General features: G+C 69.5%; 13 protein-coding genes and 4 pseudogenes. 8 read left to right on the forward strand and 9 right to left on the reverse strand.

The window, feature by feature from the left end; genetic code table 11:
- Positions 1–58: 58 nt before the first annotated feature.
- Positions 59–1,375 (reverse strand): aspartate--tRNA(Asn) ligase, encoded by a 1,317-nt coding sequence (gene aspS / locus AB0D94_RS00395; RefSeq protein WP_362043733.1) that lies wholly within the window; start codon positions 1,373–1,375, stop codon positions 59–61.
- A gap of 488 nt (positions 1,376–1,863) precedes the next feature.
- Between aspS and AB0D94_RS00400 the strand changes: the two genes are divergently transcribed.
- Positions 1,864–2,331: an NUDIX domain-containing protein gene (locus AB0D94_RS00400; RefSeq protein ID WP_362043735.1), complete on the forward strand. Its 468-nt coding sequence runs from the start codon at positions 1,864–1,866 to the stop codon at positions 2,329–2,331.
- Positions 2,332–2,512: 181 nt separating this feature from the next.
- Here the strand turns inward: AB0D94_RS00400 and AB0D94_RS00405 are convergent, their stop codons facing one another.
- From AB0D94_RS00405 to AB0D94_RS00415, 3 genes are all read right to left on the reverse strand, one after another.
- On the reverse strand, positions 2,513–3,364 hold the full coding sequence (locus tag AB0D94_RS00405; RefSeq protein ID WP_362043737.1) for an Eco29kI family restriction endonuclease: 852 nt from the start codon (positions 3,362–3,364) through the stop codon (positions 2,513–2,515).
- Between the two features lie 118 nt (positions 3,365–3,482).
- On the reverse strand, positions 3,483–4,133 hold the full coding sequence (locus AB0D94_RS00410; RefSeq protein ID WP_362043739.1) for a very short patch repair endonuclease: 651 nt from the start codon (positions 4,131–4,133) through the stop codon (positions 3,483–3,485).
- 140 nt (positions 4,134–4,273) lie between these two features.
- A complete protein-coding gene (locus AB0D94_RS00415) occupies positions 4,274–5,590 on the reverse strand; it encodes a DNA cytosine methyltransferase (protein ID WP_362043741.1) in 1,317 nt (438 codons plus the stop codon).
- Positions 5,591–5,707: 117 nt separating this feature from the next.
- On the opposite strand from AB0D94_RS00415, the gene AB0D94_RS00420 reads away from it, so the two are divergent.
- Together AB0D94_RS00420 and AB0D94_RS00425 are read left to right on the forward strand one after the other, a co-directional pair.
- On the forward strand, positions 5,708–6,547 hold the full coding sequence (locus AB0D94_RS00420; protein WP_362043743.1) for a GIY-YIG nuclease family protein: 840 nt from the start codon (positions 5,708–5,710) through the stop codon (positions 6,545–6,547).
- Between the two features lie 115 nt (positions 6,548–6,662).
- On the forward strand, positions 6,663–6,851 hold the full coding sequence (locus tag AB0D94_RS00425; protein WP_362043745.1) for a hypothetical protein: 189 nt from the start codon (positions 6,663–6,665) through the stop codon (positions 6,849–6,851).
- A 507-nt stretch (positions 6,852–7,358) separates the two neighbouring features.
- Here AB0D94_RS00425 and AB0D94_RS00430 read toward each other — a convergent pair.
- Positions 7,359–9,947 (reverse strand): AAA family ATPase, encoded by a 2,589-nt coding sequence (locus AB0D94_RS00430; protein ID WP_362043747.1) that lies wholly within the window; start codon positions 9,945–9,947, stop codon positions 7,359–7,361.
- A gap of 155 nt (positions 9,948–10,102) precedes the next feature.
- Between AB0D94_RS00430 and AB0D94_RS00435 the strand changes: the two are divergent.
- Positions 10,103–10,650: pseudogene (locus tag AB0D94_RS00435) on the forward strand (NADPH-dependent FMN reductase).
- A 62-nt stretch (positions 10,651–10,712) separates the two neighbouring features.
- Positions 10,713–11,108 (forward strand): annotated as a pseudogene (locus AB0D94_RS00440) (helix-turn-helix transcriptional regulator).
- Between the two features lie 70 nt (positions 11,109–11,178).
- On the opposite strand, the pseudogene AB0D94_RS00445 reads toward AB0D94_RS00440, so the two are convergent.
- A pseudogene (locus AB0D94_RS00445) lies at positions 11,179–11,341 on the reverse strand (helix-turn-helix domain-containing protein); the annotation flags it as partial.
- A gap of 2 nt (positions 11,342–11,343) precedes the next feature.
- Here AB0D94_RS00445 and AB0D94_RS00450 point away from each other — a divergent pair.
- Positions 11,344–11,562, forward strand: a pseudogene (locus AB0D94_RS00450) (molybdopterin-dependent oxidoreductase); the annotation flags it as partial.
- Positions 11,563–11,591: 29 nt separating this feature from the next.
- Here AB0D94_RS00450 and AB0D94_RS00455 read toward each other — a convergent pair.
- A complete protein-coding gene (locus AB0D94_RS00455; protein ID WP_362043749.1) occupies positions 11,592–12,011 on the reverse strand; it encodes a TOBE domain-containing protein in 420 nt (139 codons plus the stop codon).
- A gap of 191 nt (positions 12,012–12,202) precedes the next feature.
- A complete protein-coding gene (locus tag AB0D94_RS00460) occupies positions 12,203–13,021 on the reverse strand; it encodes a VOC family protein (protein ID WP_362043751.1) in 819 nt (272 codons plus the stop codon).
- 112 nt (positions 13,022–13,133) lie between these two features.
- Between AB0D94_RS00460 and AB0D94_RS00465 the strand changes: the two genes are divergently transcribed.
- Together AB0D94_RS00465 and AB0D94_RS00470 are read left to right on the forward strand one after the other, a co-directional pair.
- Positions 13,134–13,736, forward strand: coding sequence for an HhH-GPD-type base excision DNA repair protein (locus AB0D94_RS00465; RefSeq protein ID WP_362043753.1), 603 nt, complete (start codon positions 13,134–13,136; stop codon positions 13,734–13,736).
- 234 nt (positions 13,737–13,970) lie between these two features.
- Positions 13,971–14,450, forward strand: coding sequence for a cupin domain-containing protein (locus AB0D94_RS00470; RefSeq protein ID WP_362043755.1), 480 nt, complete (start codon positions 13,971–13,973; stop codon positions 14,448–14,450).
- On the opposite strand, the gene opcA is transcribed toward AB0D94_RS00470, so the two are convergent.
- Complete coding sequence (gene opcA, locus AB0D94_RS00475) at positions 14,399–15,331, reverse strand: glucose-6-phosphate dehydrogenase assembly protein OpcA (protein WP_266935454.1); 933 nt, start codon at positions 15,329–15,331, stop codon at positions 14,399–14,401. The genes AB0D94_RS00470 and opcA overlap by 52 nt on opposite strands.
- Positions 15,332–15,448 lie beyond the last annotated feature (117 nt).

Consider the following 15,448-nt stretch of genomic DNA (forward strand, 5'->3'; position numbering starts at 1 on the left):
AGCCCCAGCTGCCCCACCGCCAGACAGGCGGTGGGGCAGCGGTGCGTCTACCCCTGGCTCAGGGGGTCAGTCGGTTTGGTCCCCGGAACAGGAACGCGGCCTCGCGGATCGAGTCCAGGCCGAGCATGACCATCAGGATCCGGCCCAGGCCGGCGCCGAGGCCGCCGTGGGGCGGGCACCCGAACCGGAAGATGTTCATGTAGTCCTGCATCGGCTCGGTGTCCATGCCCTTCTCCTCCGCCTGCTTGAGGAGCACGTCGGAGCGGTGCTCACGCTGGGCCCCGGTGGTGATCTCCAGGCCCTTCCAGAGCAGGTCGAAGCTGAGCGTCAGGTCCGACCGGTCCGCCGGACGCATGTGGTAGAAGGGCCGGATGCTGGCCGGGTAGTGCGTGATGAACACGAACTCGTGGCCCGTGAGCTCTTTCATGTGGGCGGCGATCGTGCGCTCACCTTCCGGGTCCAGGTCCTCCTTGACGCCTTCGGGGTCCCAGCCACCGGCCCGCAGGATCTCCTGTGCCTCGGCCATCGTGATCCTGGGGAACGGGGCCTCCGGCACGACGACCTCGATGCCGAAGACCTCCCGGATCGCTTCACCGTGGACCTCGGCGACCTTCGCGATGGCGTGGGCGAGCATCCGCTCCTCGAACGCCATCACGTCCTCGACGTCGTCGATCCACGACAGCTCGACGTCCACTCCGGTGAACTCGGTCGCGTGCCGGGAGGTGTACGACGGCTCTGCACGGAAGACAGGCCCGATCTCGAAGACGCGGTCGATGCCGGCGGCCACGGCCATCTGCTTGTAGAACTGGGGCGACTGCGCGAGGTAGGCCGAGCGGTCGAAGTACCCGAGCTTGAACACCTCCGCGCCGGACTCCGAGGCGGTGCCCATCAGCTTCGGCGTGTGCATCTCCGTGCAGCCGTTCCCCATGGCGTACTCGCGCAGCCCCTGCTCCAGGGTCGTCTGCGCGGCGAACACCATTTGCGCGGTGGCCCGCTTGCGTACGTCGAGGAAGCGCCAGTCGAGCCGGTGCTCGTGGCCGGTGTGCTCGTCGATCGGCAGGGGCGTCTCCGCCCGGTTCAGCACCTCGATCGTCTCGGGGACGATCTCCAGGCCACCCAGGTTGACCTGGGCCGCCTCTACGACGCGGCCGGTGATCCGGACAGCGGACTCGGGAGTAAGCGATTCGATGGCGTCTTCGAGCGGACCACCATCGCGCTTGTGGGTCACCTGGACCATGCCGGAGTGGTCCCGCAGGATGACGAACTGCATCTTGCGTTGAAGCCGGAGTGCGTTCACCCAGCCGGAGACGGTGACGGTCTGGTCGAGGTGTGCGCGTAGGTCAGAAGCCAGTACGCGGCTAGTGGTGTGGATCATCGCAGCCCTCCAGGGGCGTCGTCATGATCCCTTGGAAGCGTGGGCGAGAAGGGTACTCGCGGTGCCACCACGCCTTTGCCACCGCCAGACAGCGGCGGCCTCATTCAGCCCGATGACGGGGGCAAACCGGCGGGGCATTGGGCCCGAGGGCCTTTCCTCCCCGCGCTCGGGAGGGTCTTCACCATGGGTGCGAGTCCGCCTTCACAGCTGCCGGCGGCTCTCTCTGCTCGCGTGATCCGTGGCTACTCGTCTCCGTCGACGCGTTGGTCACGAGAATAGGGATGCTGCACGCCCCTCGCAACGGATTCACGGCGGTGGCGCGCCAGGTGACCGAATGGTGCCCCTGCCGAGGCCAGATAGGGCGCCCCTTCGCCCATAGCTAGTGCTCTGCAAGGCCGCCACGAGAATGCGCGGCAACTACGATCAGGACCGCGAAGCCGTCCGGGCCGCTCGCGGCCCTGGATCTCGACCAGGAGGGGAACACCTACATGGGCAGGACTGAGTACTACAACGACCCCACCGCACCGAAGGCCAACACCCTCATCCCCGCCAGCAACCTGCTCGTCATCGACAACAGCGGTGCCATCCTGCTCCAGCGCCGCCGTGACACGGGACAGTGGGCTCTGCCCGGCGGAGCCCAGGACATCGGCGAGACCGCCGCCCAGTGCGCGGTCCGCGAATGCCTGGAGGAAACCGGCATCGTCGCCGAGATCACCGGCTTCCTCGGGGTCTACACCAACCCCCACCACATCGTGGCCTACACCGACGGCGAGATTCGCCAGCAGTACGAGAACACCTACATCGGCCGCCCCGTCGGCGGCGAGCCCACGATCAACGACGAGGCCGACGGCGTCCGCTTCATCCGGCCCGCCGAGCTCGACCAGTACGACATCCACCCAAGCATGCGCCAGCAGATCGGCGACTACCTCGCCGGCACGTACCCCTACCTCGGCTGAGCACCAGCCCTTCAGTCGTGGCCTGTTTGCCGTCGGGGCGGTCCATGGCCTGCTCCACTCCCAGCAGGGGGCCAGGACCAGTCCCGTGCTGGGATTTCACCACGACTACACCCGTCCAGCCCCGACGATGAGGGCTGAGCGATAGCCAGGGAATCCCAGCTCCGATACCATTCCGCGACGCTTATCCCTCGGCGGCATCGAGTGCGGCGGCCTCTACCGTTGTCTGCTCTGGCGTGTCACTTAGCTCCCATTGAACAGCACCGAGGTCGACTCCAAATCGACTGTTTTCCTCGAGAAACACATCCTCGCGGAAGACGAGGATTGGCTTCTTACCCTTCCCCTGACCTTTCGCCTCTCGCCAAATGGTATCCGCCGGACGATTTCGAAATTCCTTCAACTTCTTTTCGCGCTGCTCGCTCGCCGGCATGAGCGAGATGTCAATCCCATCAGATATGAGCTCTTCCATTTCGGCGCGGCTGTAACTGCGGTTGCAGAGGAGTCTCTCTGCCCGCTTCCGCCCGGGATGGATTGAATCCCATACCGATCGACCATTGCCCCGACCTTCGCCGGGCGCGTTTCCCCCGAACCCAGTCATCACGGTATTCCAAAGGACCGGACTATGGGTACGCAGAAGCGCCCGCTCCCCCAGGACGATCCAGATGTCATCAAGGGTCAGATATCTGACATCAAAATGCGAGGCGTCGAGATTGCCCGCTTCGTTAATGCTTCTGCGATGATCGGTTATTCGGCGGAACAATTTCGCTGCACCCAGATTTGGCGGATCCCCGTAATTGCTATTGCTAGCCGAAGCCTTTCCGACATAAATGGGTACCTCGGCGCCCTGCAGTCCCTCATAGACGTCAAGGCCACCCTTGTAATAGAGCGCGTATAGTCCTGCGCCCGGGAATGACTTGACTTTATCCAGGGGCACGCGCGGGCGTCCGTCCATCTCTTTCCGGAGATTACGGCTGAGCAAGTCAATGCCGAGCGGGTTGAAGTGCGGAAGTGTCGCGCCATCGGAGCTGGGGGCCATGCGCGGGATCTTACCCACCGCCACCGACGCACCGAGGCCAGCCCCCGACGCGCTGTCAAATTCGCACACGTGCGCCGATATCTACCTATCGTGGCTCTTTCGTCACACTAGGTCCAGTTCATTTCGATTCATGCTGGTCTGTTGACGATCCCCGCAGGGCGCTTATCACCCTCGCGCCCGCCACGACGGGATCCTCGTGCTCCCAGACCCGCACAACAGTCCAGCCGGCCTCCCGCAGGAGGCGATCCGTCTCCGCATCCCTGGCCTGGTTGCCCTCGATCTTGCTACGCCAGAACTCGGCGTTCTTGTGTGACTCCCGTAGGTGTTCCGGACAGCCATGCCAGAAGCATCCATCGACGAAGACAGCGACTTTGGGCCTAGAAAAGATCAAGTCGGCGGTACGCCGCAGCTCAGGCAGCGGCCGCGCCGCCACGCGATAGCGGAAACCTTGCTTGTGCAGCAAGGATCGGAGCCGCAACTCGGGCCGGGTGTCTTTGCTCCGATTGCCCCGCATCACGGCGCGTACCGATGGCGAGGAAGCCCAGGAACCCTCTGTCGGCGGTTCCTCAGTGAGAAGTCCCTTCTCCCAGGCCGCCTTCCAGCCCTCGGCGAGATTGGCGGCCCGGGTCGCGTGCTCGACCTGTCCGAGGTAGCGGGCAGGTGATTTACCACCGTCGGACCAGCGCAGGTACGCGCGAATACGTCGCGTGTCGGGAAGCACCTTCAGCTCCACCGAAGCCCGGGCGAACCGCCCCTCGCCAAGATCCACGGACCGCCTGAAACGACCGCCGGCGGCCCGGTCCTGTTCCGCAGCGATGGCAGCGCGGGTCCTACCAGGCCGTCCTTTCCATGCCCGGTCCGGCGGCGAGTCGTGTTTCCAGCCGCTCTGCGCCCTGTTGGTGGGCCCAGTCACTTCTGACGCTCCTCCGCCTCGTCTAGGACCGCAGCGACGGCCTTGGCGAAGACCTCCCCGAGTACGACTGGGACGGCATTCCCAAGCTGGCGCATTTTCTCCCCCCGAGGTCCTCTGAGGTCCCAGGTGTCGGGGAAGGTCATGACGCGGGCGGTCTCGCGTACCGTCATGTATCGGTGCTTATACCGAATACCGCCCTGGGCGGCCTTGTCCTTCACCAACTCATCGAGCAACATGACCGACTCACCCCCGGGCACGCCATGCACTCCGGCCTTGACGGTCTTCGCGGGGCGGTCGAGCTCATTGGGCGTGTGACCGGCATAGATGCGGGCGCCGGGCCAACCGATGTGCTCCGTGAACCCGCCGAGGAAGTGTTCGGTGCGGTCCAGCCACTCGTCAGGGACATCCGGTAGGGGCTTGTTCTCTCCAATGCCCGCGATCGCGTCCCGCAGCGTGTACCACGGCAGCAAGCCGTCATCCTTCGGCGTGGCTTCAGGGAGGCGGGCCGTAACCCACTCCTGGACATGGTCCGGGACGGTCGAGTGCCGGTCCCAGTAGCTGCCGTCCTTCATGGACCGGATCAGTGCCGCCTCGGAGTGTGTCGGTCTCACAAGCCGCTTGAAGAGTTCAACGTCGATGCCCAGGTCTCGGCGGAACGCGACGAGGATCACTCGGTTGCGGATCTGCGGCACGCCGTAGTCCGCCGCGTTCACGGGCATCATGACGACGTCGTATCGCTTCTTCGGGTCGTCGGGGGCTACTTCCAACCGCTCCCGCAGATACGCGTCGTGTTGCTGCCAGTCAGCGCCCTCTGCACGTTCTTCGAACGGCAGCTCCAACTCACGCTGGATGTACTCGAAGTAGGGCCTGAACGAGGGCCGCAGCAAGCCTCGGACGTTCTCGCAGATCACAGCCTTCGGCTGAACCTGACGCACGGCTCGGAAAAGCTGCGGGAACATGTTCCGCTTGTCCTCGTCGCCCTTGGCGACACCGCCGAGACTGAACGGCTGGCAAGGAGGGCCACCGGCGAGCACATCAACCTTGCCCGCCAGATAAGCCATGTCGAGCTCCTGGACGTCACCCGCCACGAGGGGAACCTTCTCCTCGGGTCCCGGGGCCCTCGTGGGCTGCTGCCCATCCGGGAGCCGCTTGGCGCCGTTGGCCTCCAGGGTCTCGCAGGCCCGCTTGGCGAACTCGTTGAAGAGCAAGGGCCGGAACCCCGCGCGGTGGACGGCCATGGCCAGACCGCCAGCGCCCGCGAACAGCTCGACACCAGTGCGGTCTCTCTTGGGTCCTTCTTGCAGCTCAGCCATTCCAAAAGCATACCGCGGAGTTGCTGATCTTCAAGCCATTTCACTCGAAGGGTTCGTTCCGGCGTGCAGGTGGCCGCTAGGGTCTCCTAGATCACGTTCACCAAGGGAGTGGGGCGGATGACGCCGGTTCTGGGGTCTGACGACGGGACGCAGTACCACAAGGACTTCACGCTGAGCATCACCAAGGCGCTCGGTGATCAGCTGGCGGCCGCGCTCGACGGTCTGGACAGGGCCCCTCTCCACGAGGAAAACCTCGCGCGACTCAAGGAGAAGCCGGGGGTCTACCAGCTCTACCTGGACGGCGAATTCGTCTACGTCGGCAAAGCCGACAAGTCACTGCCGGCCCGCCTCCGCAACCACCTCGTCAAAATCTCCGGCCGTCGCGGCATCTCGCTTGACGACGTCGCGTTCTCCTGCCTTTACGTCGCCGAGGACTTCTCCGCTCTCGCTCCAGAACAGCTGCTGATCAGCCACCACAAGGAGATGGGGAACATCCCGTGGAACAACAACGGCTTCGGCAACAAGGACCCAGGGCGTCAACGGGACAGCACAGTGCTCAAGCAGAACCACTTCGACGTCAAGTTCCCCGTCGACCTTGACCGGCCGGTAGCGGGCCTGACGCCTGGCGAAACCACCCTGCAGAGTCTCCTGGAGGAAGTTAAGGCCAGCCTCCCGTACAACTTCAGGTACGGGAAGTCGGTTGACTTCAAGGCCCGACCCGTTCACGTGCCCTCGCCGGAGATGACAGCTGATGCGGTGTTCCGGCTGATCTCAGCTGAGATACCCGACAAGTGGCAGGTCGCGGCGCTCATGGGGTACGTGATCATGTACGACGACAGCCCCAGTGAGTACAGGAGCGCTTGGCGGTACTACCGCCTTGGGCAGCCGATCGACGCCGTACCAGAAGCGGCGCCAGCGGGAGATATCGACGCTGATCAGCCTGACACGGACAGCTGATCGAGAGGGGTGCGCGAAGCCCCGAGTCTCAGCGAGTCGAGCGGCAGCGTCGCCGCGCCGTGGTCATGGTCACTCCATGTAGAGCCCATAGCCAGGCCGATGCCACACTGGCCGTGTGATTAGGGAACCTGCCGAGACGATCGTGACCGAGGCCGGCATTTTGGAGATCCCCTTGGGGGTGCTCGCGCAGGCCGGGCTGGGCCCAGGAACCGCAGTGCTCGTATACAGCGATGGAGACGGGCGAATCCTTGTCCGCCGCCAGGAGGACGCGATCCGCGATCTCCTGGAGAACGGCTCGCTATAGAGCGGCCGCCCAAGTCCGCCCACCACGCGGGGGCGGCTGGACAGGGCGTCGCCATTTGCTGAGCATCGCGCCGGCCACCCGAAGCGGATGGCCGGCGAGGCAGCGTGGTCCTGGTTGCAGTTCTGGTTGCATTCGCCTTCGTCCGGGCCCGTTCGGGATGAGGCCTCCAGGCCACTCCACCCCAGGTCAGGACGGGTACGACCTCCGTCGGACGGGCGTACGAACATTTGGAAAGCGTGTTGGGGGCAACCCCTCACGAGTTCGAATCTCGTATCCTCCGCCAGTGCCTCACCGGGCACGATGTCGAAGAGCCCCACCGCTTGCGGTGGGGCTCTTCGCGTTTCCCGTCTCAGTCGCTCTGGGGCCGGCCGCACAGGGCTTCGCCAACCTGCCCGGCGGCCTTCTTCGGCAGCCGCGCCGTCACTGCTGGCCCGGATCGGAAAAAGCCGCCCAGGCCGACGAAGCGATGGCCGGCATCACCGCGCGGCATGCGCCCGGGTGGCCCGGTCAGTCCAGGTCGAGGCGGGCGAGTTCGGTGCGCGAGCGGATGCCGAGCTTGGGGTAGGCCTTGTAGAGGTGGTGCTCGACCGTGCGCGGGCTCAGGAAGAGCAGCGCGGCGACCTCGCGGCTGCTGCGGCCCTCGGCCGCCAGCCGGACCACCTGCAACTCCTGCGGAGTGAGGCGGTCGGCAAGCGCGCGGGCGGTGGGGACGGCCGGGGCGGCGGACTCCCCTGCGGCACGGAGTTCGGCGCGGGTGCGGTCGGCCCAGGGAGTGGCATGCAAGCGCTCGAAGACCTCCAGTGCGCCGCGCAGGCGGGCCCGCGCATCCGCCTGGCGCCGGGCGCGCCGCAGCCACTCGCCGTGGGCGAGCAGGGTGCGGGCGGCTTCGAAGGGGCGTCCGCTCTTCTCGTGGAGCAGCTCGGCCTCGATGAAGGATTCCGCACGTCCGGTCAGCTGCGCCTCGCAGCGCAGGGCGATGGCCCGGGCCCACGGCTGGCCCCCGGCCTCCGCCCAGGACACGAGGCGCTGCCACGGGGGTCGGGCCCGCTCGGGGACGCCGAGTCGCACCGCGGCCTCGACCAGGTCTCCGGTGGCGGCCACCAGAGCTGTCATGTAGTGCCCCGGGCGGGTCCACGCCGACTCCAGGCGGACCAGTGCGTCCTCGTAGCGGCCCAGGCCCAGGTCGAGCAGGCCGAGCAGGCATGCCACCGAGATCCCGCCGTCGACGGTCCCCCCGACCACCGGCCGGCAGCGCTCCCGGTCTCCCTCGATCGCGGCGATCCGGGCGAGGGCCACGTCCAGACGGCCGATGCGCTGCGGCATGCCGCAGTCCTCGGCAACGGCCCGGGCCTCGGCCACCGACGCCTCCGCATCGCGGTGCCGGCCCTGGATCACCTGCAGCCGGGCCAGCATCTGCAGCGCCTCCGGGAGTCCGCCCACCAGGCCGGCCCGGCGCCTGCGGGCCACTTCGGCGGTGACCAGTTCCTCCACCCGGTCGTCATCGCCGAGCAGGGCCGCGGCGTAGCCCGGGCGCATGCCCGGTCCGCCCTCGGCCGCGGCCGCGGTGAGCGCGGCGAGGCCGGCCTGATGGTCGCCGTCCACCAGCTTGGCCATGCCCTGGACGGTGTGGTCGCCGGGGAGGAGCTGCGCGCAGGCCCGCACCGAATCTGCGTCTCCGGAGAACCACGCGTACCTCGCCGCGGTGCGCAGCATCGATGCCGACGGCCCGGGACCGGCTTCCGGAGCGCCGGCGACCAGGAGGCGCGCCGCGGCGGCCTGATCGCCGCGCTCGAACTCCACAGCGGCGCGGACCTCGGCGAGGGCCGCCCGTTCCGCTCCGGTGGTGGCGAGCGGGCCGGCCTGTCCGGCCAGGGCGCCGGCCATGCGCAGGTCCCCCGCGGCCACCGCCGCGGCGGCCGCACGGCGCAGCAGGCGCCCGCGGTCCGGCAGGGACGTGGAGAGAGCCGCGGCGCGCTGGTAGAGGTCGCAGGCGATGGCCGGGGCGGCACGGTCCCGGGCGCGGTCCGCCGCCCGGGCGACTTCCGCGGCCACCGAGGCGTCCGGTCCGAGGGCGGCCAGCGCCAGGTGGTGGGCGCGGACGTCGGAGTCCGCCGCCAGAGTTGCCAACTCGCGGTGCACGCGTGCCCGTTGGACGGAGGCGACACTCTGGTAGGCGGCGGCGCGGATCAGCGGGTGCCGAAAGGCCGGCCGGCCACCGTCGATGCGGAGCAGCCCCGACCGCTCTGCCGACTCCAGCGCCTGCGGTCCGCTGCCGCCCAGCGCGTCCACGGCGGCCAGCACGGAGCCCAGGTCACGGCTGCTGTCCGCGGCCGCGGTGAGCAGCAGCAGCCGGACGGCGGCCGGCAGTTCGGCGATCCTGTCGCGGAACGAGGCGAGCACCCGGTCGGTGACGTGCTGCCCGCCGGAGGGCCCGGACGTCCGATCGGCCCGGCCGAACTCCAGTAGTGCCAGCGGGTTCCCGTCCGCGTCCTCCAGGACCTGTTCGCGACGCGAGGCGGTCAGCCGGTACCGGTCGAGCACCCTCGCGGCAGCCTGCCGGTCCAGACGGGGGAGGAAGAGCTCCGGGAGACCGCGCGCGTCGAAGCCCTCGTCCCGCGCGGCGAAGACGAGCGCCACCGGCTCGGCGGCGATCCGGCGGGCCGCGAACAGCAGGGCGTCCGCGCTGCTCTGGTCCAGCCATTGGGCGTCGTCGACCACGCAGACCACCGGGCCGGACTCGGCGAGGCGGGCGAACAGCGTGAGCAGCGCGAGCCCTGTCGTGTACCGGTCGGCGGACGCGGCGGATCCGCCCAGCACGATCTGCAGCGCCTCCGCCTGGGGGCCGGGCAGCTGCGCGACCAACCCCTGTACGGGCCACAGCAGTTGGAGCATGGCAGCGCCGACGAGGTCGCGCTCCGCCTCGCAGCCGGTCACCCGTAGCACCGTGTGCACCGATGCTGCCGGGATGCGGTCCAGCAGGGCGGACTTGCCGATGCCCGCCTCCCCGCGCAGGACGAGGGCGCCCCCGCGCCCCTCCCTCGCCGAGTCGAGCAGCGCGTCCAGCGCCGCTTCCTCGGACTGCCGCCCGTAGAGCATGTGCCGCTTCCCCCTTGCTGCTTGCGCCGCTCCTGCGGAGCCTACGTAGCCGCTGCCAGAAACCTTACTGATCCGGCCGGTAGCCGCCCGCGCCTACGGTCGGGACCCAGTTCGCGGCACCCGCCGGGGCCTCCCTCTCAGCAAGGAGTCCGATCATGACCGTGCGCGTCCTCGCCCTCGTCGGCAGCCTCCGGGCCGGCTCGCTCAACCGCCAGCTGGCCGAAGCGGCCGTCAAGCACGCTTCCGGGCACATCTCCGTCGAGATCCACGAGGGCCTCGCCGAGATCCCCTTCTACAACGAGGACATCGACGTCGAGGGCGCCGTCCCCGAACCGGCGACGGTACTGCGGGAGGCGGTGTCCCGGGCGGACGCGCTCCTGCTCGTCTCGCCCGAGTACAACGGCACCATCCCCGCTTGAAGAACGCGATCGACTGGCTGTCGCGCCCGTACGGGACCGGCGCGATCACCGGCAAGCCGGTCGCCGTCATCGGCACCGCCTTCGGCCGCTACGGAGGGGTCTGGGCCCAGGACGAGGCCCGCAAGTCCGCCGGCATCGCCGGCGGCACCGTCCTCGAAGAGGTCCGGCTCTCCGTGCCCGGATCCCTCACCCGCTTCGCCACCACCCACCCCGCCGACGACACCGAAGTCGTCACCGGGCTCCTCCAAGTCCTCGGCCAGCTCGCCGCCAGGGCGAACGTCTGAAGCACACGTGCCGCGGCTCGGTCGGCCCTTCACGCTGTGGCCGGCTCACCTAAGCTGCGGGCGTGCCGTCGTACTCCATCGGGCAGGCCGCCGACCTGCTGTGCGTGAGCCCGAAACCGTCCGCCGCTGGGCCGACGCGGGGCGGCTGCCCGCCCACCGGGCGCCGGAGGGGGCCCGGGCCGTCGACGGCGTGGCCCTCGCCGCCTTCGCCAAGGAGCGGGCCGCCGGACTGCACCCGCTGCCCTCGAACGCCCCCGTGACCTCCGTACGCAACTCCTTCGCCGGGATCGTCACCGCTGTACGGCTCGACGAGGTGGCGGCCCAGGTGGAGATCCAGTCGGGGCCGCACCGCGGTGTCCCTGGTCACCAGGGAGTCGGTCGAGGAACTGGGCATCGCGGTCGGGGTGACCGTCACGGCCCGGGTGAAGTCCACCGAGGTCCACGTCGACCTGAGCTGAGCGCGCCCGGGCCTGCCGGGCCCGTCTGGGCCCGAACCTCCCTCCGGAGTCCCGGAACCCGCCGGCAGGGCTACCGGCAGCGCAGCGCCGCGTACAGGTCCAGCTTGTGGTCGAGGCGGGAGGTCTCGGCCGGTGAGGACCTGTACCCGCTCGATCCGGTAGTGCACCGTGTTCACGTGCAGGTGCAGGGCCTCCGCGGTGCGCGCCCACGAGCAGTTGTTGGCGAGGAAGACCTAGCGGCCGGGACGGGCACCACACCGTCCTGTCCTGGGCCGAGCTGGACACCGACTTCGCCGGCAGGCCGGTCCTGCTGGCCACCCGGCTCGACGGGGAGGAACTCGACGAGTCGGGCAGCCAGTTGGTGGTCCCGACGGACCGGTGCGGGGCGCGCTACGTCAGCTCGGTCACCCACGTGTGGTTCGGCGCCCTGTCGGCGCCGGGGCTCGGCTGCTGAACCCGACCGGGGCCGGCGGCCGCCCGCGGTCAGACGGCCTGGAGCGAGATCTCCGTCGACTTGATCAGCGCCACGACGGAGGATCCGGCGGCCAGGCCGAGCGCCTCGACGGCGTCCTTGGTGATGGCAGCGGTCAGCCCGCCGCCGTTCACGTCCACCTTCACGGAGGCCATGGCGCCGCCCGCGGCGACCTCGGCGACCGTCCCGGGGATCTGGTTCCTGATGGACAGGCCCTCGACCGGGCCGGTGGCCAGGGCCACCTCGGTGGCCTTGACCAGCGCGTTGACCGAGGAGCCCGCGGCGAGGCCGAGGTCCTTGACGGCGTCGGTGGTGACGGCGGCGGTGATCTCCTGGCCGCCGTCCAGACGGACCCTGACCGTCGTCATGGCCTCACCGGAGGTGACGGCGGTGACGGTACCGGCGAGCTGGTTGCGGATGCTCAGGCTCATGGCTGGTTCGACCTCTGCTCGTGCGAGTCGGGGGCTGCGCGCGGCCCGGGCGGACCGTACAAGATCGACGCTAGGCGGCTCCGCTTCGGCCTCCGGTCAGCCCCTCGCACCCGCCACCCGGAACCACCCGTGCGGCGCGCGGGTGCGGCGCGCACCGCACGAAGGCGGCCGGGCGGGTGCGCGGACGCCGACTACGCGTCCGACATCTGCGGCATCTCACCGACCGTCGTGGACAGGTCGATCACCGCGAAGGCCGCGCCCTGCTGGTCCGTGAGGGCGGCGAACCGTCCGAAGGGACTGTCCATCGGCCCGAAGTGGAGCGTTCCGCCGAGCTTCCGGGCCTTGGCGACCGCCTCGTCGCAGTCGGGGACCCCGAAGTAGATCTGGATGTAGGAGGGGATCTCCGGCGGGAACTCGTCGCCCATCTTCATCCGGCCCAGCACCGCGTTCTCCTTGCCGCCCAGGCTGAAGACCTTGAAGTCCATGCCGGCCGCCTCGGGGTCGTCACCCGCCTCCATCTGCTGGGCCTCGTACGGGAAGACCTTCGACAGGAAGCCGTCCGCCTTGTCCGGCTCCCGCGTGAAGACCTCGGCCCACGCGTACGAGCCCGGCTCGCCCATCTTCTCGAAACCCTTGTGGTCACCCGGCTGCCAGACGCCGAACACCGCGCCGCTCGGCTCCTTCCCGATCGCCATGGAGCCGAAGCTGCCGACCTGCATCGGCCCCATCAGCAGACCCCCGCCGGCCGTCTTGATCTTCTCGGCGGTGGCCTCCGCGTCGTGCGAGGCGAAGTACAGACACCACTGGGAGGGGGCGTCGGCGCCCGGCATCGGCGGGACGACGGCCGCGACGGCCTTGCCGTCGGAGTAGGCCTGCGTGTAGTTGCCGAACTCGGTGGCAGCCTCCCCGAAGGTCCAGCCGAGGACCTCGCCGTAGAAGGCCTTCGCACCCTCCACATCGGTGAACATCGCGTCCACCCAGCAAGGGGCGCCTTCTGTAAACTCAGCCATGATCGATCGACTCCTGTGTCGTGTGGCATGCCTGTGCTACCTGCTCGTACTCACGCTAGGCGCGCGGCGCGGCGACCGCGCGGCGACCGCGCACGGGAGGGACGCTGGAGCCATGGACAAGGACATCACCATCCGGCTGGCCCAGCAGCCGGAGGCGGACAAGCTCCTCGGCCGCAGCCCGCTCGCCGCGCTCGTCGGCATGCTGCTCGACCAGCAGGTGCCGATGGAATGGGCCTTCTCCGGCCCCTACACGATCGCCCAGCGGCTCGGCTCGGACGACCTGGACGCGCACGCCGTCGCCGCGTACGACCCCGAGGCCTTCGCCGCGCTGCTCTCGGCGAAGCCCGCCGTCCACCGCTATCCGGGGTCGATGGCGAAGCGGATCCAGCAGCTGTGCGCGTACCTGGTGGAGCACTACGACGGGGACGCGGCGGCCGTGTGGGCCGACGCCGCGACGGGCGGGGAACTGCTGAAGCGCCTCAAGGAGCTGCCGGGCTTCGGGGAGCAGAAGGCTCAGATCTTCCTGGCCCTGCTGGGCAAGCGGTTCGGCGTGCGCCCTCAGGGCTGGCGGGAGGCCGCGGGCGGGTACGGGCAGGCGAACGTCTACCGCTCGGCGGCCGACATCACCGGTCCGGAGTCCCTGGCGAAGGTACGGGCGCACAAGCAGGAGATGAAGGCCGCGGCCAAGGCCGCCAAGGCCGCCGGCGGGTCATAGGGGCCTGGACCGGGCTGGCCTGGTCTGGCCTGGCCTGGCCTGGCCTGGCCTGGCCTGGCCTGGTCTGGACCGGGCTGGTCGGCCGCCCGGGAACCGGCGCCGCTCTCCCCCGCCCGGCCCAGGAGGAGGAGTCGGCCCCGGCGGTACGGGCTCTGATCGCCGGAAGGCTGAAAATCGCCCCTCCGGGCTCAGCTGAGCCGCGCAAATGTCAGACCTGCTCCGTAGATTGGGGGCATGACCAAGATCGCCAGCGCAACTCGTGCCACCACTGCCGAAGCCGTTCAGGACGCCCCCGGCAGCGTCATCACGCTGCTCACGGACACCGCCGAACTCACCTGCAACACCGCCACCTTCGAGGAGGGCGCGGTCGGCGCTCCCCCGCACTTCCACACCAAGGCCACCGAGTTCTTCCACGTCACCGAGGGGCGCCTCGACGTCCTCGTCGGCGACGAGGTCCAGACCCTCGACGCCGGCGACTTCATCGCGATACCCCCGGGCGTCAAGCACGCCTTCGCCCCCGCACCCGGTCACACCGCGAGCGTCTTCGTCGGCTTCACGCCCGGCATGGACCGCTTCGACTACTACCGCCTGCTCGGCCGGGTCTTCGCGGGCGAGGCCACCGTGCAGGACATCAAGGACAGTTCGGCGACCTACGACAACCACTACGCGGAGAGCGCCGCCTGGTCCGGCCGCCGCCGCAGCGCGGAGCCGTAGACCACGTCCGCGTCGAGCCGGCGCAGCTCCTCCGCGATCAGCTCGGCGCCGCTGCGGACCTTCAGCGCCACCCTGCGGTCGGGGCTCCCGGGCAGGATCAGGGTGGCCAGCGCGCCCCCGGGACGGTCCACTCGTATCTCGCCGCCCGTGGTCTGGAGGCTGACCCCGGTGATCACCGGGCCGTCGGTCGCCACGCGGGCGACCGGCACCCCGAGCCGGTCCTCCAGCCAGCGCGCCAGCAGCTCCGCGCTCGCGTTGTCGGGCTCGCTCTCCACCCGCGCGCCGGTCACCGGCAGCGGTTTCTGGTCGAGGGCGGCGGCCAGCAGGGCCCGCCACGGCGTCAGCCGGGTCCACGCCAGATCGGTGTCACCGGGCTGGTAGCCGCCCGCCCGGACGTCGAGTACGCCCACCGGGTCCACGGCCGCGGCGGCGTCCGTGATCCGGCGCTGCGCCAGTGCGCCCAGCGGGTCCCCCGCCAGGTCGGCCGGGGCGTCGCCCGGCCACCACGCCACCACGGGCGCATCCGGCACGAGCAGCGGCAGGACGACCGAACCGGCCTGGTCGGTCAGCGCCCCGTGCAGGCGCAGCAGGATGATCTCCCCGGTTCCGGCGTCCGAACCGACCCGCAGCTCGGCGTCCAGCCGGGTCGCCCGGCGCTGGTGCGGGCCCCGTGAGGTCCGCTTGATCACCGCGATGATGCGGCACGGGTGCTCGCGCGACGCCTCGGAGGCCGCGCGCACGGCGTCGTACGCGTTCTCCTCGTCGGTGACGAGGACGAGGGTCAGCACCAGCCCCATGGTGGGGCTGCCGATGGCCCGGCGGGCTTCGAGCAGGGCCCGGTTGACCTTGCTGGAGGTGGTGTCGGTGAGTTCGGTCCGCATACCCACGAGTCTGTCAGCGCCCGCCCCGGTCCGGGCACCCGGTTCGCTCGATTCCCCCTGGAACGGCCCGCGCCGGTTCCGTGTCCGTCACGTGCTCTCACCGGGGCCCACCCGCCT

The sequence above is a fragment of the Streptomyces sp. NPDC048255 genome (assembly GCF_040652415.1).
GTDB lineage: Bacteria > Actinomycetota > Actinomycetes > Streptomycetales > Streptomycetaceae > Streptomyces.

Coding starts and splice junctions, on each gene's coding strand:
- AB0D94_RS00460 (WP_362043751.1), bottom strand. CDS start 13,021: ATGGCTGAGTTTACAGAAGGCGCCCCTTGCTGGGTGGACGCGATGTTC.
- AB0D94_RS00455 (WP_362043749.1), bottom strand. CDS start 12,011: ATGAGCCTGAGCATCCGCAACCAGCTCGCCGGTACCGTCACCGCCGTC.
- opcA (WP_266935454.1), bottom strand. CDS start 15,331: ATGCGGACCGAACTCACCGACACCACCTCCAGCAAGGTCAACCGGGCC.
- AB0D94_RS00465 (WP_362043753.1), top strand. CDS start 13,134: ATGGACAAGGACATCACCATCCGGCTGGCCCAGCAGCCGGAGGCGGAC.
- AB0D94_RS00470 (WP_362043755.1), top strand. CDS start 13,971: ATGACCAAGATCGCCAGCGCAACTCGTGCCACCACTGCCGAAGCCGTT.
- aspS (WP_362043733.1), bottom strand. CDS start 1,375: ATGATCCACACCACTAGCCGCGTACTGGCTTCTGACCTACGCGCACAC.
- AB0D94_RS00400 (WP_362043735.1), top strand. CDS start 1,864: ATGGGCAGGACTGAGTACTACAACGACCCCACCGCACCGAAGGCCAAC.
- AB0D94_RS00420 (WP_362043743.1), top strand. CDS start 5,708: ATGACGCCGGTTCTGGGGTCTGACGACGGGACGCAGTACCACAAGGAC.
- AB0D94_RS00415 (WP_362043741.1), bottom strand. CDS start 5,590: ATGGCTGAGCTGCAAGAAGGACCCAAGAGAGACCGCACTGGTGTCGAG.
- AB0D94_RS00405 (WP_362043737.1), bottom strand. CDS start 3,364: ATGGCCCCCAGCTCCGATGGCGCGACACTTCCGCACTTCAACCCGCTC.
- AB0D94_RS00430 (WP_362043747.1), bottom strand. CDS start 9,947: ATGCTCTACGGGCGGCAGTCCGAGGAAGCGGCGCTGGACGCGCTGCTC.